The organism is Methanosarcina sp. 1.H.T.1A.1, assembly GCF_000979295.1.
GTDB lineage: Archaea > Halobacteriota > Methanosarcinia > Methanosarcinales > Methanosarcinaceae > Methanosarcina.
In genome coordinates this window covers 57,785-79,313 of sequence record NZ_JJQY01000147.1, presented here as the reverse complement: position 1 = coordinate 79,313, position 21,529 = coordinate 57,785, and the positions used below count along the sequence as shown (strand labels likewise).

Below are 21,529 nucleotides of genomic sequence, written 5' to 3'. Positions count from 1 at the left end.
TGTATTAATTCACATCCTTGAACTTAAGGTCAAGCTTCCTGTGAGTATAGGGTTTTGCGTTTTCTCCTGCATAGTCGGCAACAACCTGACCTTTACCCATAAGAATATACTTGTAAATCAGCAGCCCTTCCATGCCAACAGGTCCACGGGAGTGAATCTTGTTCGTACTGATTCCTACCTCCGCGCCTTTTCCATAACGGTAGCCGTCCGCAAAACGGGTAGAGGCGTTCACCATAACGCTTGAAGAGTCAACAAGCCCTATGAACTCTTTTCTCCTGGAAGCATTTTCCGTGATTATTCCATCGGTGTGGTGGGAGCCGAAGGTGTTTATATGGCCAATTGCTTCTTTTATGGTATCTACGAGCTTTATTGAAAGGATAAGGTCGTTATATTCAAGACTCCAGTCCTCTTCGGTAGCCCTTGAGAGAGGAGAAAGCCCCTTTTCTGCAAGCAGAGAATAGCTGTCCTCGTCACAGCGCAGTTGCACTCCGGCCTCTATGTACATTTCTGCCATCTTCAGGAGGAAAGCTTCCGCAATCCCGCGGTTTATAAGAAGAGTTTCAATAGCGTTGCATACTGCAGGGTACTGGACCTTAGCATCAAAACAGACCTTCCAGGCTGTGTCCAGATCTGCAAACTCATCTACATAGATATGGCAGATCCCGCTTGTGTGCCCGAGTACCGGGATTTTTGTATTATCCTGAATGAACTTGACAAACTCATTGGAGCCTCTGGGGATGAGGAGATCTACATACGCATCAAGGCTTAGAAGGCTCATGATCTCTTCTCTGGTTTCCATTAGCTGGAAGGCTCCTTTCGGCATACCCTCGGTGGATTCTATGGCTTTTACAAGAATTTCGAAAATTGTGCGGTTTGACTCCCTGGCTTCACTTCCGCCTTTGAAAATAGTTGCATTTCCGCTCTTCAGACAAAGAGACATTACCTGAGGCACCACATCAGGCCGGGATTCAAAAATTACTCCTATCAGGCCTATAGGGCAGCTAACCTGATAGAGGACCAGATCATTGTCCAGTTCGAGTGTGGAAAGAGTATCCCCTACAGGGTCTTTGAGCCTTATTACATCCCTGATTCCTGCGATCATCCCGTCGACCTTTGAGTCAGTGACCTTAAGCCTATCTACAAGGGCCTGGGTGAGCTTCCCGGCGGTTTTTAGTCCGGCTGCATATTCAAGGTCCTTTAAATTTGCCTCAAGGATAGATTTTCTTTCTCTATCCAGAGCTTCTGCCATAGCCTCAAGAGCCCTGTTTTTTACCTCTTCGCTTACATCGGAAAGCTCAATTGAAGCTTTTTTTGCCTTAATCACTTTAGTTTCAATATCTTTAGCCATATATTCACCGTCTTTATGTAATAACCCTGAACGCTTCAACAGGATAAGCTGGTAACATGCTCTTTAACCGAATCCAATTTATTGAACCAGACTTACCGGGTCAAAGATCTACTTAAGATATAATACTTAAAATGTAATTTATTGAGATTATAAGAGGAAGAACTAAATCAATAGAATATTTGATTTTTTTTCATGCATGGAGATGAAAAAAGAATCAAGAGAGTCCTATGATAAATATTTTTGTATGCCGTCTCGGTATATGATATGGCAAGGTTCTAAATAAAAGATACCATTTAGCGAAGTAATTTTTGGTCCCTGTGACAGAATCAAATAGTTATGTTTATATCATTCTTCTTTTATTCAATTTATAACGATATTTATGGGGTTTATATAAATCCGCTTGAAGCTGGAATATTTCCTGATTTCATAATTAGCCCGGAGAAATATCTCCATTCATGCTGAAATTGGGAATTAAAAAATGTAGTTTACAGGACCAACAAGAGAATATTATATTACTAAAAATAAAAAAACTCGTTTCTTAAATAACTCAACTAAATAGGATTTAAGGTAAAGTTCTCCTGTTATCAAAATATTATTTCAAAACGAATATATATACGATGCATATAACTATAGAATATGCGGCTTCATTTCATGGAAGCGCATACGATATCTTGAAAAAAGAAATTGTAGAAACCCCTGTAATTTTTGAGCATATTTTGCAAAGAAGGAAGGCGGACAAATATTAAGGCCTCGAAACTGGCCATTTTTAACATTATTATTTAACATTATTATATATGATGAGGATGCCATATCCGCCTGGAAAATCATGGTCATCCACTAAGCCGTTTCATAAACAAAGTTTATTATAGGGGTAGATCTATATCGAAATGGGGATAACTTCAGTTGATTGGTGGTGTGTAAAAAATGAAATCATTCGCGTTAGTCCGGGCAGACGACTCGGATAAAGTAAAAATAGCATTACATGACCTAGAACGATACGGACATATTCAATTTTCAGCGACTCCGAAATGTATTGAACCAAACTATGCTGATGAGCTTCTTGTAAATGTAATGGGTGTATCACTCAAGTCAAAATGCAACTCTGCAGCCCTTGTGGAGTTGAATAATCACGCTGGAGCGGCTATTAGCAGGTTGAAGAAAATTCATCCCCCTGCGCATATAATTATTATCAGTCCAAGGCATAAAATGTTTGAAGAGCTGGCTGGCAAATTTCAAAAATATCCGGAATTTGACAGGACATTCAATCATCAAAAAAACCCGCAAAGTATGGATCTGATTCCGGATAACGCAGAATCATCCAATCCAATGCATAAAGAATAATACTTCCTCTTTTTAAGGCTAGAATACAAATTAACTTTTATTTTTTTCTTTTTCTGAAATAGGTCGAGAAAAAGGAAACTCTCTTTTTTATATAGCTGATTTTTTGCAGACTTATATAGCTGATTTTTTGCAGAATTATATAGCTGATTTTTTGCAGGATTTTTGTCCAGGTTCTATTCCATCTAATTATCATTTTTATTATACAGTTTTCCCTTCTAGATCAGTTTTCCTCTTTTTGATTGGTTGATACTTTTGGAGTGATCAGGTGGTCCATTAGTTTCGAGTCTCATATTCCATATTCCTGATCGAAAGATGAGCCCGTCTTTGACCTTAGCTTGGAAATGTAAGTATACAGGCTTTCCACATCTTTAATTTCTTTCTGCGTTAATAGTTTCAGTTTATTCCGGATCTGGAGTTCAGGCTTTACTCCAAAGTTATCAAAGTATTCTGAAAGTTTGACGGCAAGCAGGTCACCTCTCCGATCCCAGTCAGTGAGTATGATTACCTCGCAGCCGAGTTTCGCGATTCTCTCTGAAAAATTAAAAAGAGATTGGTGGGTTGCAAGTTCAAAGCTGCCTTCAATACCGAGTCGCTTCATGGAAATAATATCTCTTTTTCCTTCAACAATAATCACTGCCCCTCTTTTAGAGTGCTCTGAAAGTTCTGCGATCAGTTCTTCTATCCTTTCCAGCCGTTTTCTATATATTTCAATATCAGTCACGTTACTCTGCAACCTTTTTCGTTAAACAATAGGTATAATTTGAAAGCCGTTTCCTGCAGTCCTGTCTTTATCCTTTTAAAAGGGCTCCAAAAACCGAAACTGCCCGTTGATAGGAAACCCCTTTTACCAGTAAGGACTTCTTGCTGCTTGTAGCTCCGCTGTTTATCTGGATATCCGAACTGCTGATCCCGAAGAGTTTGGCGAGGCTCTCAATAAGTTGTTCATTTGCTTTTCCTTTCTGGGCGTTTTTTGTAAGTTTTACTTCGATTCTCTTGCGCCATTCATTATAGCCGCTGGGAATGGAAAGTGACCTGGAACCCGGGGTAACTTCAATATCAATAATAATACCGGAATCCAGAGCTTTTATTGCCTCTTCGAAGGACATATGTGTCATCATTTTGAATGAATATATATAAATGAGTAACTAGACAACCGACAAATGGTCGCAATAATCATCGATCAATAAAAATAGCCCGAAACGAATAAAGCTATAATCAAAAACTGGCTGAAAGACAGCCGGAATCAGCTAATTAAGGAATGATAAAATTCAGTTAATTAAGGAATGATAAAATATAACTTCAAATTTTCAGTTCGGGAATTGCTCTATAGTTCCATTTCCCCAAATAATCATTCTTGGCAACAAAAATCCTTGGTATTATATTTGAATCGTTCCTAAATATGCATTTCTAAATTATATGCTAAAGTTATTAAAAGTGAGTTTTATGAAAATAGATTTGTGTAAATATGAGTTTTATAAAAATGGATTTGTGTAAATATAAGTTTTATAAAAATAGATTCGTATAAAATAGTGCTGTAGCCCGGACGCACTAACTCCGAAAGTTCATCCTCTGGTTTTCCGCAGTCCCTTTCAGTTACCCTCGTGCCGAGCAGTGTCACACTATTGATGTACCGCATTGGGGTTGTCTATACACTCATAGTTAGGATTTACCATTATCTCATGCAAGGACCTATACAATGCGACATGTGACTATATATATTTTCTAACTTATAAATATGCCGGTAAGAATGACCCTCGTCATGCATATATAATTGAGGACAACCGCTTAAAATATAAGAATAAATATTCTGGCATTTCCCTATCAGAGAAAAATGTACGGGCAGCACAAAAGGAGCATAAGGAAAAGTTATATATGATGTATATGTTTGGTCTTTCATTAATTGAGCACAGGCGTTTGATGAGCAGCAGGGGTGCGTATATATGTACGGCACTGAACAGATAATTCCCGGAACAATCATTGCAGGTCCCGAACTGGATCCCATAGTTGGGTACATCTGTGTACGAAACGGGATTATCACGGAAATTGGAGAAGAGCACACATATTCTGCAAATATAATAGCGCCCTGTTTTGTCAATGCCCACACCCATCTCGGAGATTCAGTTTGCAAAGACCCTCCCCTGGGAAACACTACCGGTTTTCGGGTAAAGAGAGACCTTGATTCCCTGGTAAAGCCGCCGGATGGACTAAAACACAGAATTCTCAGGGAAACTTCTTATAAAACACTTATCGAGTACATTAGAAAGTCTCTATTAGATATGATTGCGACAGGGACCTGTGCTTTTGCGGATTTTAGAGAAGGGGGGGTTGTAGGAATTGCAGCCCTGAATAAAGCTCTTGAGGGGTTGGAATTGCATTCCCTTATATTTGGTAGACCCACAGAACCTCAGCTTCCTCTGGGAGTGGTGCTTGCCGAAGTAAGAAGGGTTTTATTGAATTCCGATGGGCTTGGAATGAGCGGAGCAAATGATCTCAATATGGAACTCTTGCAGGAGATTATAGCCTGCACACGAGATCGAAAAAAGCTCTTTGCAATTCATGCAGGGGAAAAGAGCAGAAGTGACATTGAAAAAGCCCTCTCTCTGGAGCCCGACTTGTTGATCCATCTAACACAAGCCACTAAAAAAGACCTTGATGAAGTCGCTCAGACAGAAGTTCCAGTTGTTGTCTGCCCGAGATCAAACTTCGTAACAGGAGTAGGAATGGCACCGATAGCTGAAATGCTAGAGGCTGGAATTCGGGTGGCAGCAGGTACAGACAATGTAATGTTAAACTCTGTAAATATGTTTGCTGAAATGGAATTTATGTCCAAAGTCTTTTCGATCGAAGATAGGCAAGTATTTAAAATTTGCACACTTAATGGTTCTTTTGTAATGGGGCCAGACTCCACGGGGTCGATAGAAAAGGGGAATAAAGCTAATTTGATGGTCCTGAATGGGAGTTCAAATAATCTGGCCGGGATAAAGGACCCTATAAGTGGAATCACAAAAAGGGCAAGACCTGACGATATATTAGCGGTGCTTCATTCGTAAAGCAAATGGAGAGCGAGACATGACGAGCGAATTTTACCGGAACATAGTAATTGCAACAGACGGATCTGAGAATACCAAGAAGGCAATTTCTTACGGAATTGAGATTGCAAAACTCAGTGGGGCTACGGTTCACGCACTTTACGTAGTGGACACATCTTCTTTTTCGTCAATACCAATGGATGCCGGATGGGAAGCAATGTACGAAATCCTGAAAAAAGAGGGGGAAAAGGCAGTCTCTGAAGTGAAGAGACAAGGAGAGATTGCAGGCGTGGATGTAAAGGAGGTACTTGAGGAAGGGCACCCGAGTAATGCGATTCTCGAGTTCGCAGAGAATAACAATGCTGACCTGGTAATTATGGGGACACTTGGAAAAACCGGGCTTGACAGATTCCTCATGGGAAGCGTTGCAGAAAAGGTGGTCAGAGGCTCAAAAGTTCCGGTAATGGTCGTTCGTAGTGTAGAAACAAGCTGATATTGCTATCAACTGGAAGCCTTTTGAAAAAGAAGTGATAAACAAAAAAATCCAGGATTCAGAGGACAACACAGGTGTAAATCATATGCCAAAAAACATCTTCATAGAAGATATAATGGTAAGGGACGTCGCATGCGCGACCTTGCCAGGTTCCAGGGACGAGGTTCTTAAAATTCTTAAGAATAAACATATATCGGGAGTCCCGGTACTCAAGGATTCCAAGGTAGTAGGAATCGTGACCCGGACAAACCTGTTACAAAACCCTGAAGAGGAACAGCTGGCCCTTCTTATGACACGAGATCCGATTACCATATCCCCTGGATCGGACCTGCAGACTGCCGCACGCCTGCTTCTGCAGCACGGTATCAGAAGACTTCCGGTCGTCGATGATGGAAAACTCGTGGGGCTTGTTACGGTTGCAGACGTCGTGGGCACAATTGCGGATATGAATATCGATATTCCTATCAAGGACTATGTGGAAAAGGAAGTAGTTGCAATCTACAGTGAAACGCCTTTGCCTGTTGTAGCCAGGATCATGGAACTTGCCAGTGTCAAAGCCGTTCCGGTGCTCGATGCTGCTCTGGAACTCATAGGGATAATCTCGGACAGGGACGTTATCTCTGCAAGCGTTATTGAAGACAGTGTGGAGATGTCTGATATGTCCGCAGGCCAGGATGATGATGCGTGGACCTGGGAGTCAATGCGGGATACCATGAGCATCTACTACAGCGTTTCCAGGATCAAGGTCCCAAATCTGATTGGAAGTGACGTCATGATCCGGGAACCGATCACAGCTACCTACATTGCATCTGTCAGCGACTGCGCAAGAAAAATGAAACGTAACAGGATCGACCAGATACCAATCATTAATTCAAACCGCAAGCTTCAGGGCCTCTTAAGAGACCACGATCTCCTGAAGCCCCTGATCGACTCGGAATAAGCCAGGTTAAAATGCCGGACTGAAAACAGTTTTGAGCCAGGTCAGAAATAGTTCAAGCTCCTGCTCAAACTTATTCCAGTCAAAAAATAAACACAGACTGGAAAATCCGGTAAGAAAAACAGACTTAAAGTAAAGTGCCAGGTCTATTCCATAATTATAATGCGGAAAGGCTACTTTTAGACAAAGTGCCTCTCAATTTAATACTTTTTTCAGGAACCATAACATGGACAGACCCTTCATTTTTATAAACTCTGCTATGTCAGCCGACGGCAAGCTCTCAACAAAGGAGAGGAAGCAAGTAAAGATCTCCGGAAAACTCGATTTTGAGCGAGTGGATGAACTCAGAGCTCAGGCAGATGCAATCATGGTAGGGATAGGAACCGTACTTGCCGATGACCCCAGCCTGACTGTAAAATCTCCTGAACGGAAAGCCGCCAGAAAAACCGCCGGAAAAAACGAAAATCCGGTAAGGATTATTGTGGACAGTGCCGCAAGAACTCCTCTGGATGCCGATATATTCAAAAAAGGAGACGGGCTCAGGATAATTGCTGTTTCAAATTCAGCCTCTGCAGATAATATCAAAAGCCTCGAAGAAAAAGCTCTGGTCATTAAAACAGGAGCCCTTAAAGTTGACCTTGGAGAGCTGGCGGCAAAATTAAAGGAAATGGGCATAAACACCCTCATGGTCGAAGGAGGCGCGACCCTGAACTGGGGTATGCTCTCCGCAGGTCTTGTTGATGAGGTCTATACTTTCGTTGGAAACCTCATCATAGGAGGAAAAACAGCCCCGACTTTTACGGATGGGGAAGGTTTCACAGAAGCCGAACTCTTTGGACTTGAATTGCTTTCGGCTGAAAAAATTGAAGAAGGTATACTTCTTAAGTGGAAGGTCAAAGGTAAAAGAAACTGAAATTTTTCCTTTCCTTTCTTCTCTTTTCCTTTCCGCTCTTTTCCTTCCCTTTCGATTTTAACAACACGTTGTCTTTTTATCTAAAAATGAATTTTTTAGCCATTTTAATTTCTTTTTTAATTCTATTACCTTGAAGAGCTCGTTCCCCGGATTAAAGCAGTTCTGCTGGTTACCTGTCCGATTCATATCTGAGTTTTTTCATTTCAAGCCCGTTGCTACAGTATACAAAAACTTCCAGTTCGCATTCCCCTTTAAGGAATTCCCGCATTCTGCGGTCATATATACTCTGGACGTGTTTTAAGCGGTTCTTCCTGAAATGAGTTCCCACAACTTCGAAAAAGTCAATCATCTGTTTGAGATAAGCTTCTTCATAAACCCTGGTCTCCCTTGCAATTGCTTCACACGTCAAATTGCCGAGTTCTGAATTATAGCTCCCATGCTCGTTTAAGCCGCTTATCTGCCGCCAGTCTACTTTTCCTGTTTCATCGGCTTCCCTGTGAAGCATGTGGGGATATACCCTGCAGATTGAAGGGCGGCTCTCATAAATTCTGCACCTCTTATTTTCCAGGAAAATGCAGGAACCATCAGGTTTTGTTTTCAGGGCATAGCCTGAAACGTAGAACCTGCCGTTCTGGTCGCAAAACTCGTAATATGGGGCAGGAGTGATGGCATCCGGATCGATTTGCTTTATTCTTTCCAGGTCTGAATCAAGCAGAAATACATGGTCATTAAACTCTTTAGTGCAGCAGCGGGCGCAGAGTTCACACCTGAATCCCAGTTCTTTGATTATGCCGACAAATTCAGAGTCCGGGAAGCTTTTTAAGTCCCTAAGTTCTTCTCGCACTTCGGCAAGCCTGGTTTCAATAGGATTATTTTTTACGGAAATCACCTTTTCAGAAAAGAATAATGAGGCATTTGTCCTTTTATTCGTCAATTCCTTCTATTTATCTATTCCTGCTATTCATAAAACCTCAGCAGGAAACCCCAGGGTCTTTAGTTCAGGGGTAGTTGACTCTTTTTCTGGTATCATCTAAGGTACCTGTACATTTTTAAGTGGATCTATACGCATTTTCCAGAGGTCGAATTATTTATATCTTACGCATATCTCCACATTTTATGCCTGGATTTCGGTCAATGTCCATAACATTTAATTACTAGCATTTCTCTCTATAACAAACTCAAGGCTTGATGAAACTCATAATTTCTTACTTTCAGGCTTTAAGGAATATCAAACATTCCAATTAAGATCATTGAAATATTATCGATTTGACAGATCCTCGAATCAAAATACCTTTTTGCTGAAACATTGCGGAAGGAAAAAGCTGCGGCAAACAGCAGTGGTCGGCGATAAGGCAAATATGGTATGTGAATAAATCACTTATAAAATGGATCTATACGCATTTTCCAGAGGTCGAATTATTTATATCTTACGCATATCTCCACATTTTATGCCTGGATTTCGGCCAATGTCCGTAACATTTAATTACTAGCATTTCTCTTTATGATAAACCCAAGGCTTGATGAAACTCATAATTTCTTACTTTCAGGCTTCAAGGAATATCAAACATTCCAATTAAGATCATTGAAATATTACCGATTTGACAGATTCTCGAATCAAAATACCTTTTTGCTGAAACACTGCTGAAGGAAAAAATCCGCGGCAAACAGCAGTGGTCAGCGATAAGGCAAATATGGTATGTGAATAAATCACTTATAAATTTAAGCAAATACAGAATATATTTAAATCAAAATTAACGAGGAATGATAATGGGCAAAACCGGCAGCATTGATTGGGTAAAGGTAAAAGGCAGAAAAGGCAGAGTAATTAAGGTTCAGAAATCAAAAGCTCAGAAAGCACACCCCGGACCTTCACAGCGCTTCACCTCTTCAGGTCATAAAAGGCGCTTCATAAGAAGATCTGCAAAAGCCCTTGTAAAGTGATTTTAAGGGCTTTTCTATTTTACCATTTTTTTTAGTTATATATTTTAAGTTACTTCATAGTCTTTTTTAAATCCGTTAATCCGGGCTATTTTACTCCAGGTAGCCAGATTTCTAAATGGTGTTTTAAATTCGCTGCTCTAACAGCTGATGCTTTAAACAAATAACTTAAAGCCGAGAAAATACCTGAAACAACCTGGAATATATCTGAAACAACCATAAAACAATCTTTATAATCTGCCCTAAGTAACCTCTTCCAGGGGATATCTTCAAAATCAAAGCCTGAGGGCAAGATATGCGATGCTTACACCCAGAAGGCAGAGCATAACATTTAGAAAGATATTGAGAAAAAATGAAACGTTTTGCCCATCCTCAAGTAGCTTGAAAGTCTCGTAGGCAAATGTGGAGAAGGTTGTAAAGGAGCCAAGAATTCCTATGTTTAACAGATATACCATGGATTCGGGCTCAGAGGAAAAAGTTAAGAGTGCAAGCACTATGCTGCCCAGAAGGTTTACTGTCAGGGTCCCTGCCGGGATATTCCGGATTTTTGGCACGCGGCTTGAAACCGTATAGCGGAGAGATGCCCCTATAAAACCTCCAGTGCCTATTAAAAAGAGTTCTCCGATGCCCGAAACTGGAAACATTTCTCAGATCTCCTTGCTTGAGAGGGCTTTTATAACACTCCTGCCGAAGAATACGCCTGTAAGGGTAAGAAAGATATTGGCACTGATATTTCCAAGGGCTGGAATGAAAGGCATGCTGAAAGACTGGACCGCAAATGTGGAAAAAGTTGTAAATGCTCCCATAAATCCTGTGCCAAATGCAATCCTCCCTTTAGGACCTATGAAACCCAGGTACTCAGTGTCGTACATTATCATGCCCAGCATGAAACTCCCAAGTACGTTTACAGATAGGATGCCAAGCTGCCCTTCCACAAGTTCGCAAAGCAAAAATCGGCAAACGGCTCCAAGAAAGCCGCCGGCTCCTATTAGAAAAATCTTATCCATTTCTTTATCTGGAGAGGGCATTTTTTTCACTTATATTATCTAAAAATTGGAGTAAGGGACGGTTTTTTCCAGTCCCAATAGCCCGTGGTAGTATAAAATTTTATTCATTTCCAGAGAGTGATAAAATACAAAAAGCTAGCCGTATCCGTTCTGTATATCAATTTCACTCGATCAGGAAGACATCCACTTCCTGTCCTTCCTCATAGCCTTCCACGTTCTCAGGAACGAGCACATAACCGTCAGCCTTCGCAACCGAACTCAGGACTCCTGCCCCGGCTCCCATAAGTGGGCGTACCCTGTCTCCTTCAAAGACAACTCGGATGAAATTAACGTATCCTATTTTTGAGCTTATTTTTGCAACCAGGCGCTTTCTAAGGACAATTTCCGGAACTTCAGGGATTGAACCCAGTTTCCGGATACCGGGATGGACAAAGAAATACAGGGCAACAAGCCCGGCAACCGGGTAGCCAGGAAGGCAAACTACAGGAGTTTTACCTATGGCCCCAAGGGCTGCAGGCTTCCCGGGACTAAGACCGACTCCGTGCACAAGCAGTTTTCCCAGGGATGCTACAACCTCAGGGGAATGGTCTCTTTTACCAACTGAAGTCCCGCCTGAGAGGAGGATCATATCGGCGTCCAGGTTTGCTTCCACCGCTTCTTTTATGCTCTCTGGACGGTCAGGCACGATCCCTGTAAATCTGGGAATTCCGCCCCATCTGTCCACATAAAGGGCAGTCATAAGCCCGTTGGTCTCAAGCACCATTCCCGGTGGAGGGACTTCTCGGGCAGTCTCACGACTTACCAGCTCGTCTCCTGTGGGGATGATTGCAACTACCGGTTTTCGGAAAACTTTCACCTTGTTAAGTCCAAGGGATGCAAGTACTGCAGCGTCACAGGGGCGAAGGAGATGTCCCTCCTCAAAAACCAGATCTTCTCTTTTTATGTCCTCTCCAATCTGCCCGACGTTCCTTCCCGGATAAACCTGAGCCCTGATTTCAACCAGGTCCCCGGCTGTAACAGTGTCCTCAACCATTACAACCGCATCGGCTCCTTCCGGCAGTGCGGCTCCGGTATGAACCCACATAGAAGTTCCTTCCTCTATACTGTCGGAAAGCTGTAAGAGCACGGGATTTGCAGGGGAAGCACCCGGGGTATCGGATGCCCTGACAGCGTATCCGTCCATTGCAGCACGCCTGTAATGAGGGACATCTCTTCCGGAAACTACAGCCTCTGCAAGTACCCTGCCTGCACAGGCTTCAAGTGGTACTTCTTCTGTGTGCCTGAGAGGGGAAATACTTTCAAGGAAAAGCCGTAAAGCTTTATCAACTGAAGTGCGTTCTTTAAATATCCTGCCCATATACTCGCCCCTTAAAAAAATTAGCCTCCTGAAACGGGAGGTAGAACCCCAATTTCATCCGAGTCCTTTAGAAGAGTATCAAGCCCTTCCAGGTGCCGGACATTGTTTCCGTTGACCAGGACATTAATTGAGCCGCAAAGGACAGGGGTCTCGCCTTTTTCATCACTTTTGTCATCGCTTTTTTCAAAAATAAGGCTTTTTAACTCCGGATGTTTGTCGGTGAGGGATAATAGGACATCAATGACCTTTTCTCCGGAAAGCAGGAGTTCTGGTGTGCCTGCTGCCTCACGCAGATTTGCAAATAACTTAATTTTTACTTCAGCCATGAGGAAGACTATTTCATCCTATTCCTTAAATATACCTATGCCTTATAAGGAACAGCCATCACCGGAAGGTTTGGGAAACAATGCAGCAAAGTCCATATTCTGACCCCGTAAATTCACCGAAGCTCTCTGATAAAAAGTACAGGCTTTTCGGGCTTCTGATCGTTTTTTTTGCCCTCGCCCTCAGACTATTTGAGCTTGGAGAGAGGGTTTTTCATCATGATGAAAGCGTACACGGCAGTTTTACCCTCAAACTGCTTGAAACCGGGGAGTACAGTTATAATCCAGCCTACCACGGTCCCTTTCTTTTCCATTCTACTGCAGCTGTCTTCCATTTCCTGGGAATAAACGATGCAACAGCTCGCCTGGTCCCGGTCTTTTTCGGAGTGGCAACTATTCTGTTGCTCTTTTTGCTGAAGAAAGAATTGGGAAAAAGCGGAGTGCTCTGGGCAATGTTTCTGCTTGCATTTTCTCCAAGCATGGTCTACTTCTCAAGGTTCTTCAGAAATGATATGATAATTGTGTTTTGCACTCTGGCTGCTGTTGCAGGTGTATTCCGCTATCTCGACAATATTCACAGCTCAAAGCGATACCCTTACCTTATCCTGACAGCTTCCTCCCTTGCCATTGCCGTAACTGCAAAGGAAAACGCCTACGTTATCATACTTATATTCGGAGCTTATGCCGGGATGGGCTTACTATACTGGATTTATTCCAGCTGGAAGAGAGAAAACCTGAGTTTGCAAAAGACCCTCCTCCGCAAAGCTTCGGTACTTTTACCCTTCCTCCCTGAAATTCTTCTTTCAGGGGCGCTCTCCATTTTCATTATAATGTTTTTTTATACAAGCCTTTTCAGGAACGATATTTCCCTTTTCTCAATCGTAGAAAGGGCTTTTACCCACTGGCTGGCAATGCACAGGATAGAGAGGATCGGAGGTCCATTTTATTATTATATACCCATCCTTTTCAGATACGAGATTCCGGTTATACTCTTTGGGACTGCAGGATTTTTCCATTTTCTGAAAAGTAAAGGCCGAAATGTTTCATTTTTCCTTTTCCTCTGTTACTGGGCATTTACCAGCCTTCTGCTCTATTCCTACCTTCAGGAAAAAGTTCCCTGGCTTGTTGTACATATTGTCCTGCCCTTTGGAATCCTGGCAGGAGCTTATCTGGGAGAACTATTTTCCCGGAATAATGAATCTGTGGTGCCGGAACAGGAGCTTCTGGAAGGTAATCTAAGCCCTCTGACAGGGTCGAAACCGTCTTTCCGGGCAAAACATCCAGGAAAAGCCCGTACTTTAACAGCAGGAATTCTGGCGCTCGCCCTGCTAATCTCTCTGGGCCAGTGTATCTCGGTAAATTACTACAGGAGCATGGAGCCGGCAGAGCTGATGACGTATACACAGGCTTCTCCGGATATTCGGGAGCTCATGGAAAAGATAGAAGGTTTAGACCGAAGGCCTGAAAGTCTAAGGCTTTATGTGGTTGACCCGAATAAGTTGTACTGGCCTCTGCCCTGGTACCTGGAGGACTATGATAAAGTGGGGTATTCTTCAAAACCTCCTGCAAGCAGTAAGTACGATGCTATTATTGTGCCCATGTCCTATGATATGTACAGGGAAATCTCTGCAGAAGAGTACTCCTCTTACAACTTTACCCTGCGCCCCGGGAGGGATTTCACCCTCTATTATAAGAAGAAACTTGAAATGAACGGATAAACCCCATATACAGAGAAGAAAGTGCCAGAGAACACAAATAATATGTAAAAAGGGGAGAGTTCTATAAATGGGGGCTGGTTATGGACAAAATATTCTCTCTGGCAAATAATCTTGCAGGAAGAAACTCCTCTCAAGGAAGCAGCAACGAAGAGAGAGAAGAAAAGGAAAAAGGAAAAGATAAACAGCTGGAAAAGGTTTCTGAAAAGGAAGGAGAATTACCTGATTCTCTTGAAGGGTTTCCGGAAGCTGGTCCTCCATCCGAACAGATCGTCGAAATTTTTGAGCGTTGCCTCTGGATAACTATTAAAGAACTTATGACCAGAGAGGTAGTAACAATCCAGGAAGACACTCCTCTGGAAGAAGTCTTTTCGCTTTTTGGGAAGCTTCCCTACCATACTTTCCCGGTAGTGAATAAGAATAATGAGCTTGTGGGAATTATTGATCTTGACATCGTTCTTGAAATCCTGCTTTTGTGCCTGGTTCCCAGAGCAAAACATACTCCTCTTACAGCTATAAGGTCTCTTGGAGGAAAAGCGGGAGACGTAATGATTACGCATCCTGTGACAATTTCTCTTAACGCTACACTCAAAGACGCTTCGGATCTTATGATGAAGCACAGGTTTGACCGCGTATGCGTCAGCGAAAATGGAAAACTGGCAGGAATTATCTCCAAGAAAGATCTCGTAAAGGAGATTTGTAGAAGAAGAAAGAAGGAAAGAATAGGGGACGAAAAAAGGAAAGGATGAAAGCAGGAAAATTAAATTGAGAGATAAAACAGAGGCTAAAGTAGAGGGGATAAATCCGGAAAATTAAATCGAGAGATTAAAAGGGGAACAAAACAGAGGGATAAAGCCGGAAACTGAAATTGAGGGATTAAACGGAGAACAAAACAGAGGGATAAAGCTGGAAACGGAAATTGAGATCTAAAAAGCTCTGGATAAGTCCTGAGAAAAAGGAGTTTGGGGTAAAAAAGCAAAGAGTGGGGGACTAACAGCAGTGAGTGCTCTGTTTCAGATACTATTCCTGATTTTCAGTGTGAAAATTCTGGGTGAGGTGGCAGAAAGAGTAGGTGTCCCCTCAGTCATGGGAGAAATTCTGGCAGGTATCTTACTTGGAGTGCTTTTTCTTAACGTAGAAACCGGAGTAATTACTTTCTTTGCCCAGCTTGGGGCTATTTTTCTGCTTTTCACTGCAGGATATAAAGAAGTGAGCTTAAGGGACCTGAAACCTGCAGCGCTGGCTGCCCTTGTTCCTACACTTTTTCAGGTCGCCTTTGCCTTTGCTTTCGGTTTCTGGCTTGGAAAAATCTTTGATTTCAGTTTTCTTCAAAGCCTCTTTATGGCAGTTGCTTTCAGCCCTACAAGCATAGGAGTGGTGCTCAGAGCCCTTATAGACCTGAACTACCTTTCCAGCAGGCCAGGGACAGTAATACTCTCCTCGGCAATCCTGGACGATATTATAGGGATATTTCTGCTCTCTGTGGTTGTTACCTTTTCCCGTTTTCACCGCGTGCCTTCAGTTCTGGGCGTTCTTACGATTGCAGGAAAAATTCTGCTCTTTCTGCTGATTATGTATGTCCTTGGAAAGTATCTTTTTCCCAGGCTTTTTGTCTATGCTCAGAAAATGCATGCAAAAGAAGCAGTATTTTCCTTTGTGGTCATGGTAGCCCTTTTTTCTGCCTATCTTGCAGAGTTTTTTGAGCTTCATGCAACAATAGGAGCGTTCATAGGAGGGATATTAATTTCGGAAATTCCCCTTGCCAAAATCCAGGACGTGCAGAGCAAAGTAGAAGGACTGGCTTACGGGATTTTGATCCCTCTTTTTTTTGCATTTATAGGCCTTTCAATTGACCTGTCCACCCTGGGAAACACAGGCATTTTTGCCCTCCTGGTTGTCCTCTTTGCCCTCTCAGGAAAGCTAATAGGGGGTTTCATAGGGTCAAAAGCCATAGGCTTCGATTTTTATGAAAGCCTTATCTTCGGGATAGGAGTCATGCCCAGGGCAGGGGTAGAACTTGTGGTACTGACCATAGGCAGGGAACTGGAGATTATCAACCAGGAAATATTTTCGGGGATAGTGCTTATGGTGGTTGTATCTATTCTGGTTTCACCTCCGCTTTTGAAGTTTGCGATTAAAACTGAAAGAAAAAAGAAAACCGATGATAGGATAAGGGCCTGACTGCTTAATTCTGGGATTCGGAACAGGGGAATGACTTTTCGGAACAGGGGAATAACTTTTCGGAACAGGGGAATAACTTTTCGGAACAGGGGAATGACTGTTTTTATTCGGAAAAAGGAACCTGGACATTACTGCTTGAATCAGAGAGCCGGAAAAACTCAATTCACTTTTTGATCAGTGGGCTCTCCTTGCGTTCAGGTACTTTACAATCTCCATCGAGATGAGTGTGGTGGAAGCTAAAGCCAGTATGATTCCCCACTCAGAAAGTGAAAGGGGAACTGTCCCGAAAGCAAATTGAAGGAACGGGACGTAAACCACCATCAACTGCAGAATCACTGTGGTCAGGACAGCGTAGACCAGAGGCTTGTTTGTAAAAAGTCCCAGTGAAAAAACCGAATACCTGTCCGAACGCCAGTTGAAGGCGTTGAACATCTCTGAAAAGACCACAAGTGTGAAGATCATAGTCTGCAGTTTCGAAATGGGAAAACCGCTGTCCAGAGCCCAGACTAAAACTATCAGTGCCTGCGAGGCTATAAGCCCTCCCAGCCCCAGTCCGGCAGCGATTTCACGGCGGGTGATAAGCCCTTCCTCAACGTTCCTCGGCTTCTGTTTCATAAGCCCCCTGTCAGGAGGTTCAACAGAAAGAGCCATAGGAGGGAGACCATCTGTAATCAGATTGATCCACAGGATCTGTACGGCAAGCAAAGGCAGGATCTGCCAGCCCAGAATTGCAATAAGGACTATCAGGACTTCCCCTATATGGGCTGTGAGCCCGTAGGTGATGAAATTTTTGATATTTTTAAATATATTTCGTCCTTCTTCAACTGCCGAGACAATGGACGCAAAGTTATCATCGGTCAGGATCATGCTTGAGGCTTCTTTGCTCACATCAGTGCCTGTAATGCCCATTGCTATGCCCATATCCGAAGCTTTCAGGGCAGGAGCATCATTTACCCCGTCTCCGGTCATCGCCACAACATGGCCCTTCTTTTTTAGAGCTTCTACTACCCTCAGTTTATGGGCAGGGTAGACCCGGGCGTAAACCGAGACCCTTTCAACTTTGTCTTCAAATTCACTCTCTTCAAGGCTGTCAAGTTCAGAACCAGTAAGTGTAAGGTCGTTTTCTTTCAAAATCCTGAGTTCTCGCGCAATTGCAGCTGCTGTAACCTTATGGTCTCCTGTTATCATTACAGTCTTGATGCCGGCATCCTCACAGGTTTTGATTGCAGCTTTCACTTCTTCCCTGGGAGGGTCTCTCATGCCAATTAACCCTGAAAAGACCATGTCTTCTTCGATCTTCTCTACAGGGATTTCCCCGAACGAAACTTTTTCGGGAGAAAAGTTTTCTTCAAGCGGGCGGAAAGAAATGGCCATAACCCGCAGCGCCTGATCAGCAAGCTCCTTAACCTGCTCGGAGATCTCCTGTTCGTGCTCGGGGGTTAAAGCTTTCATTTCGCCGTTGAGGAAAGTCTTCGTACACGAGGCAAGGATGACCTCTGGAGCCCCTTTTGAAAAAGTCACAAGCTCGGAATCAAAAAAGTTACCCGGATTGTCCTCCAGTTTATTGAAGGTAGTCATTCTCTTACTTTCGGAAGAGAAAGGGATTTCTCCAAGCCGCGGATATTTCCGGTCAAGCTCGGATTTTTCAAATCCAGCCTTTGCCGCAGCGACCACAAGAGCTGCTTCTGTCGGGTCTCCTGTAATTTTCCATCCGTCTTCTTCTTCATGAATGTTTGAATCGTTGCAGAGAGCAGCCCCAAGCAAAAGAATCCGAAGGTGTGTATTGTCCTCCGGTACTTCTGAATCTCCTTTTTGAAATTTTCCCTCAGGGTTATACCCGTTTCCTGTGACCTTGAGGGTCTGCCCGTTAACATATATCTTTTCAACCGTCATTTTGTTCTGAGTAAGTGTGCCCGTCTTGTCAGAACAGATAACATCTGTAGCACCTAGCGTTTCTACGGAAGGCAGTTTTCTTACAAGGGCATGCCTTTTGACCATGCGCCTTACTCCAAGCCCGAGCCCTACTGTCACAACCGCAGGAAGGGCTTCAGGGATAGCGGCAACTGCAAGCGCAACACCCCAGAGAAACATGTCAAGAGGGGGAAAGCCGGAAAATACACCGAGCACTGCAACAAAAGCTACAATTACAAGAGTTGCCCCGCCAATCAATCTGCCGAATTTATCAAGGCTTTCCTGCAGAGGGGTTCTGGACCTTTCTATTGTCCCGAGAAGCCCGGCAAGTTCTCCAAAAGAGGTTTTCATGCCAGTTGCCGTGACAACAGCCCTTCCTCTTCCATAGGCAACTGCAGTCCCTGCATAGACCATGTTCTTCCTGTCAGCTCCTGGGGTGTCTGCAGGCAGGGAACCGGTAATTTTCTGGACAGGCACGGATTCCCCGGTGAGCGAGGATTCGTCCACTTTAAGGTTGAACTCTTTACTTATCCTGGCATCTGCAGGAATGCGGTCCCCGGTTTGAAGCAGAATAATGTCCCCGGGAACCAGTTCTGTTGAGGGGATTTTTTTTTCGGTCCCATTTCTTATTACAACTGCTTCCGGAGACGTCAGGGATTTGAGAAGCTCAATTGCTTTTTCAGCTCTGTACTCCTGCACAAAACCGAGAACTCCAGCAAGAAAAACCGTAAATAAAATCACTATTGCATCAATGGTTTCCCCAAGTAAAGCCGAAACAATGGAAGCAATTATCAGGATAAATATTAAAATACTTTTAAATTGTGAGATAAAGAGGCGAAAGACAGAGATTTCTTCTTTTTCTTTAAGTTCGTTTTTCCCATACTCTTCCAGTCTTTTTTCAGCTTCTCCGGAGCTCAGCCCTTCCTCTGATGTCTTCAGCTCCTCAAAAACCGAGCTAATTTTCTGATCGTAGTACAACCCTGACCCTCATCTTTTTGTAACCCGATAGCTCTGCACTCAGTATGTACTGTGCTATAATATAAATGAGTTTAATGTATATATAGCGGTTAGACATATCGATATGCAAAGGGGTAGTTTACGTAATTTGCAGTTCTACAAAACCGTTCCTTGAAAAAAGATGTGGGGTCTATCTATTTCTCTAGAATCTATCTGTTTCTCTATATCGAAATTGCAAGGTTGTAAATGCCAATTCTCAAAAATTGACTTAAAAATTTAACGAACAGAGGGAAAAATATACATGAAGATAGTAATCATCGGAAGCGGACTTGCCGGTTTGTCAGCAGGTTACAGGCTCTGTAAATCTAACGAAGTAATCGTTTTTGAAAAAGATCCGGATATTGGAGGAATGGCAGCAAGCTACTGTCTGGAACACTCCGAAAAAAAATACTTTATTGAAAGGTACTACCACCATATATTCAGGAGCGATTCGGAACTTCTTGCCCTTATAAGGGAACTTGGGCTTGAAAAGCAGATGCTATGGCTGGAAGCAAAAAACGCCTATTTCGTGGATGGTAAGAACTATCCCATGAACACCCCTCTTGAGATCTTACACTTTAGCCCTCTTTCTATTCTTGACCTGGTAAAACTTGGCCTGCTGGTCTTCAGGATAAGACTGATTAAAGACACGGCGCCCTATGATCAAATAAAGGCAAAGGACTGGATCCTCGATACTGCAGGAAAGTCGGTGTATGAAAACTTTTTTGCTCCCCTGATGAAAAGCAAATTCGGAGACAATGCCGAAAACGTTTCTGCTGCCTGGCTAATCGGGCGGGTGAAAATAAGGTCGGATAGGGGAAAAGAAGGAGAGAAACTGGGGTACATGAGAGGAGGTTTTAACTCCCTTATAGAAGCTCTGGCAGGGGAAATAACTGCAAATGGGGGAGAGATTCAAACAACTAAGGAAGTAACGGAAATTGTGATCAAAGGCAATTCCGTACAGGGAGTGGTAGTTGGCGGGGATTTTATAGCCTGCGATGCAGTTATTTCAACTGTAGAACCAATGGCACTGGACGCAATTACCGGAGGCAAGCTTGGAGCCCTGCATAATTCCTTACAAAATATCCGTTATCAAGGGACTGCGTGCGCTTTGATCGGGCTTGACAGAAAGCTTATGGAAGATGGGAATTACTGGTTGAACATAAAAGCCGATGTGCCTTTTGGAGCCTTAATCGAGCACACTAATTATTTGCCTTTTGAAGATTATGGTGAGCATCTGGTCTATGTGACGTCCTATTTCCAGGACGAAAAAAGTGCTCTCTGGACGCAAAAAGAAGAACAGGTCATTGATTCTTATCTGAGAGGGCTCGAAAAAATGTTTCCCGGATTCTCAAGAGAAGAGGTTCACTGGACGAAACTCTACCGTAGAATAGATACCGCTCCTGTATACGAACAGGGATACCTTAAAAATGTGCTTCCTTTTGCTGCAGGCCCATCCGGACTTTACCTTGCAGGTATGTTCTCATCAACCAACTATCCGGAAAGGAGTATGAATGGCTCGGTAAAAGCCGGGTTTGAATCGGCTGAACTGCTGATACAAGAAAAAGGAAATTAAACTCAGGTAAATGCTAAGTTAAAATATTCATTAAGTTTATGGTCTATATCCGGTTGGGGGAGCTATTTCAAAAGCTTTTAACTAAAATAATTATCCAGAGCTAAGATCCAAAGCTAAGATCATTTTGACTCAAACAGTAATTCTGATTTGCTGTAGGTCCGAATGACTACTTTCACTCATTTTCAATTTTTCCATAATTGTTCACAAGAAAAGCCTTCGTTTCATCCATTCTGAGTGTATAATCGAGACCGAAGAAATTCCGTTATTACTGAAAATAATTGTCGAACAGCCTGTTTAGGGCGGGGTAGCCGTGTGCAATTTGATTTATCGGTACTTTACAAAGACCTCTTCCCCGGGCCTGGCCGGAGCTTGTGGGCATCTTCGTATTTTATAACCTCCGGTCCACCAAACTCATAAATCCGGACCTCTTTAATATTTTCATATCAAAATACTATCTATCTAAT

At 42.9% G+C, this 21,529-nt stretch carries 19 protein-coding genes; 10 read left to right on the top strand and 9 right to left on the bottom strand.

Features of this window, described 5'->3' with window-relative positions:
- Positions 1-4: 4 nt before the first annotated feature.
- Entirely contained in the window at positions 5-1,348 is a 1,344-nt protein-coding gene (locus EO95_RS14775; protein ID WP_048135919.1) for a glutamate-5-semialdehyde dehydrogenase, read from the bottom strand.
- A 924-nt stretch (positions 1,349-2,272) separates the two neighbouring features.
- On the opposite strand from EO95_RS14775, the gene EO95_RS14770 reads away from it, so the two are divergent.
- Positions 2,273-2,689, top strand: coding sequence for a DUF356 domain-containing protein (locus EO95_RS14770; RefSeq protein ID WP_048135917.1), 417 nt, complete (start codon positions 2,273-2,275; stop codon positions 2,687-2,689).
- A 286-nt stretch (positions 2,690-2,975) separates the two neighbouring features.
- On the opposite strand, the gene EO95_RS14765 is transcribed toward EO95_RS14770, so the two are convergent.
- Together EO95_RS14765 and EO95_RS14760 are read right to left on the bottom strand one after the other, a co-directional pair.
- The gene (locus EO95_RS14765) at positions 2,976-3,410 is read right to left on the bottom strand and encodes a toprim domain-containing protein (RefSeq protein WP_048135915.1); all 435 of its coding nucleotides are present in this window, start codon (positions 3,408-3,410) and stop codon (positions 2,976-2,978) included.
- Positions 3,411-3,477: 67 nt separating this feature from the next.
- Positions 3,478-3,804, bottom strand: a complete 327-nt coding sequence (locus EO95_RS14760) for a DUF167 domain-containing protein (protein WP_048136069.1) — start codon at positions 3,802-3,804, stop codon at positions 3,478-3,480.
- An 825-nt stretch (positions 3,805-4,629) separates the two neighbouring features.
- Between EO95_RS14760 and EO95_RS14755 the strand changes: the two genes are divergently transcribed.
- The 4 genes from EO95_RS14755 (at position 4,630) to EO95_RS14740 (ending at position 8,061) form a co-directional block, all read left to right on the top strand.
- Positions 4,630-5,739 (top strand): amidohydrolase family protein, encoded by a 1,110-nt coding sequence (locus EO95_RS14755; protein ID WP_048135912.1) that lies wholly within the window; start codon positions 4,630-4,632, stop codon positions 5,737-5,739.
- Positions 5,740-5,758: 19 nt separating this feature from the next.
- The gene (locus EO95_RS14750; protein WP_048135910.1) at positions 5,759-6,211 is read left to right on the top strand and encodes a universal stress protein; all 453 of its coding nucleotides are present in this window, start codon (positions 5,759-5,761) and stop codon (positions 6,209-6,211) included.
- 85 nt (positions 6,212-6,296) lie between these two features.
- Positions 6,297-7,151 carry a CBS domain-containing protein gene (locus EO95_RS14745; RefSeq protein ID WP_048136067.1) on the top strand — a complete coding sequence of 285 codons (855 nt, stop codon included), beginning with the start codon at positions 6,297-6,299 and terminating at the stop codon, positions 7,149-7,151.
- Between the two features lie 223 nt (positions 7,152-7,374).
- Positions 7,375-8,061 carry a 2,5-diamino-6-(ribosylamino)-4(3H)-pyrimidinone 5'-phosphate reductase gene (locus EO95_RS14740; protein WP_048135907.1) on the top strand — a complete coding sequence of 229 codons (687 nt, stop codon included), beginning with the start codon at positions 7,375-7,377 and terminating at the stop codon, positions 8,059-8,061.
- Positions 8,062-8,230: 169 nt separating this feature from the next.
- On the opposite strand, the gene EO95_RS14735 is transcribed toward EO95_RS14740, so the two are convergent.
- Positions 8,231-8,950: a YkgJ family cysteine cluster protein gene (locus tag EO95_RS14735; protein WP_048136065.1), complete on the bottom strand. Its 720-nt coding sequence runs from the start codon at positions 8,948-8,950 to the stop codon at positions 8,231-8,233.
- A gap of 878 nt (positions 8,951-9,828) precedes the next feature.
- Between EO95_RS14735 and EO95_RS17920 the strand changes: the two genes are divergently transcribed.
- Positions 9,829-10,002 carry a DUF5350 domain-containing protein gene (locus tag EO95_RS17920; RefSeq protein WP_162197365.1) on the top strand — a complete coding sequence of 58 codons (174 nt, stop codon included), beginning with the start codon at positions 9,829-9,831 and terminating at the stop codon, positions 10,000-10,002.
- Between the two features lie 272 nt (positions 10,003-10,274).
- Here EO95_RS17920 and crcB (EO95_RS14730) read toward each other — a convergent pair whose 3' ends face one another.
- From crcB (EO95_RS14730) to EO95_RS14715, 4 genes are all read right to left on the bottom strand, one after another.
- Positions 10,275-10,643: a fluoride efflux transporter CrcB gene (gene crcB / locus EO95_RS14730; RefSeq protein ID WP_048135905.1), complete on the bottom strand. Its 369-nt coding sequence runs from the start codon at positions 10,641-10,643 to the stop codon at positions 10,275-10,277.
- Between the two features lie 3 nt (positions 10,644-10,646).
- Positions 10,647-11,027, bottom strand: coding sequence for a fluoride efflux transporter CrcB (crcB, locus tag EO95_RS14725; RefSeq protein ID WP_048136063.1), 381 nt, complete (start codon positions 11,025-11,027; stop codon positions 10,647-10,649).
- A gap of 142 nt (positions 11,028-11,169) precedes the next feature.
- Positions 11,170-12,363, bottom strand: coding sequence for a gephyrin-like molybdotransferase Glp (glp, locus tag EO95_RS14720; protein WP_048135903.1), 1,194 nt, complete (start codon positions 12,361-12,363; stop codon positions 11,170-11,172).
- A 20-nt stretch (positions 12,364-12,383) separates the two neighbouring features.
- Entirely contained in the window at positions 12,384-12,689 is a 306-nt protein-coding gene (locus tag EO95_RS14715) for a ubiquitin-like small modifier protein 1 (protein WP_048135901.1), read from the bottom strand.
- A gap of 80 nt (positions 12,690-12,769) precedes the next feature.
- Between EO95_RS14715 and EO95_RS14710 the strand changes: the two genes are divergently transcribed.
- The 3 genes from EO95_RS14710 to EO95_RS14700 all read left to right on the top strand — a co-directional run bounded on the left by EO95_RS14710 (position 12,770) and on the right by EO95_RS14700 (position 16,582).
- Entirely contained in the window at positions 12,770-14,404 is a 1,635-nt protein-coding gene (locus EO95_RS14710) for a flippase activity-associated protein Agl23 (RefSeq protein WP_048135899.1), read from the top strand.
- 80 nt (positions 14,405-14,484) lie between these two features.
- Entirely contained in the window at positions 14,485-15,150 is a 666-nt protein-coding gene (locus tag EO95_RS14705; protein ID WP_048135897.1) for an HPP family protein, read from the top strand.
- Between the two features lie 250 nt (positions 15,151-15,400).
- Entirely contained in the window at positions 15,401-16,582 is a 1,182-nt protein-coding gene (locus tag EO95_RS14700) for a cation:proton antiporter (RefSeq protein WP_048135896.1), read from the top strand.
- Between the two features lie 174 nt (positions 16,583-16,756).
- Here the strand turns inward: EO95_RS14700 and EO95_RS14695 are convergent, their stop codons facing one another.
- Positions 16,757-19,471 (bottom strand): calcium-translocating P-type ATPase, SERCA-type, encoded by a 2,715-nt coding sequence (locus tag EO95_RS14695; RefSeq protein WP_048135894.1) that lies wholly within the window; start codon positions 19,469-19,471, stop codon positions 16,757-16,759.
- Positions 19,472-19,751: 280 nt separating this feature from the next.
- Here EO95_RS14695 and EO95_RS14690 point away from each other — a divergent pair, with 280 nt between their 5' ends.
- Entirely contained in the window at positions 19,752-21,065 is a 1,314-nt protein-coding gene (locus tag EO95_RS14690; protein ID WP_048135892.1) for an NAD(P)/FAD-dependent oxidoreductase, read from the top strand.
- The last annotated feature ends 464 nt before the right edge of the window (positions 21,066-21,529 follow it).

What these genes read in the sequence shown, in the direction of transcription:
- EO95_RS14705 (WP_048135897.1), top strand. Translation starts at nt 14,485, where the DNA reads ATGGACAAAATATTCTCTCTGGCAAATAATCTTGCAGGAAGAAACTCC.
- EO95_RS14750 (WP_048135910.1), top strand. Translation starts at nt 5,759, where the DNA reads ATGACGAGCGAATTTTACCGGAACATAGTAATTGCAACAGACGGATCT.
- crcB (WP_048136063.1), bottom strand. Translation starts at nt 11,027, where the DNA reads ATGCCCTCTCCAGATAAAGAAATGGATAAGATTTTTCTAATAGGAGCC.
- glp (WP_048135903.1), bottom strand. Translation starts at nt 12,363, where the DNA reads ATGGGCAGGATATTTAAAGAACGCACTTCAGTTGATAAAGCTTTACGG.
- EO95_RS14760 (WP_048136069.1), bottom strand. Translation starts at nt 3,804, where the DNA reads ATGACACATATGTCCTTCGAAGAGGCAATAAAAGCTCTGGATTCCGGT.
- EO95_RS14690 (WP_048135892.1), top strand. Translation starts at nt 19,752, where the DNA reads ATGAAGATAGTAATCATCGGAAGCGGACTTGCCGGTTTGTCAGCAGGT.
- EO95_RS14770 (WP_048135917.1), top strand. Translation starts at nt 2,273, where the DNA reads ATGAAATCATTCGCGTTAGTCCGGGCAGACGACTCGGATAAAGTAAAA.
- EO95_RS14775 (WP_048135919.1), bottom strand. Translation starts at nt 1,348, where the DNA reads ATGGCTAAAGATATTGAAACTAAAGTGATTAAGGCAAAAAAAGCTTCA.
- EO95_RS14745 (WP_048136067.1), top strand. Translation starts at nt 6,297, where the DNA reads ATGCCAAAAAACATCTTCATAGAAGATATAATGGTAAGGGACGTCGCA.
- crcB (WP_048135905.1), bottom strand. Translation starts at nt 10,643, where the DNA reads ATGTTTCCAGTTTCGGGCATCGGAGAACTCTTTTTAATAGGCACTGGA.
- EO95_RS17920 (WP_162197365.1), top strand. Translation starts at nt 9,829, where the DNA reads ATGGGCAAAACCGGCAGCATTGATTGGGTAAAGGTAAAAGGCAGAAAA.
- EO95_RS14710 (WP_048135899.1), top strand. Translation starts at nt 12,770, where the DNA reads ATGCAGCAAAGTCCATATTCTGACCCCGTAAATTCACCGAAGCTCTCT.
- EO95_RS14740 (WP_048135907.1), top strand. Translation starts at nt 7,375, where the DNA reads ATGGACAGACCCTTCATTTTTATAAACTCTGCTATGTCAGCCGACGGC.
- EO95_RS14715 (WP_048135901.1), bottom strand. Translation starts at nt 12,689, where the DNA reads ATGGCTGAAGTAAAAATTAAGTTATTTGCAAATCTGCGTGAGGCAGCA.
- EO95_RS14755 (WP_048135912.1), top strand. Translation starts at nt 4,630, where the DNA reads ATGTACGGCACTGAACAGATAATTCCCGGAACAATCATTGCAGGTCCC.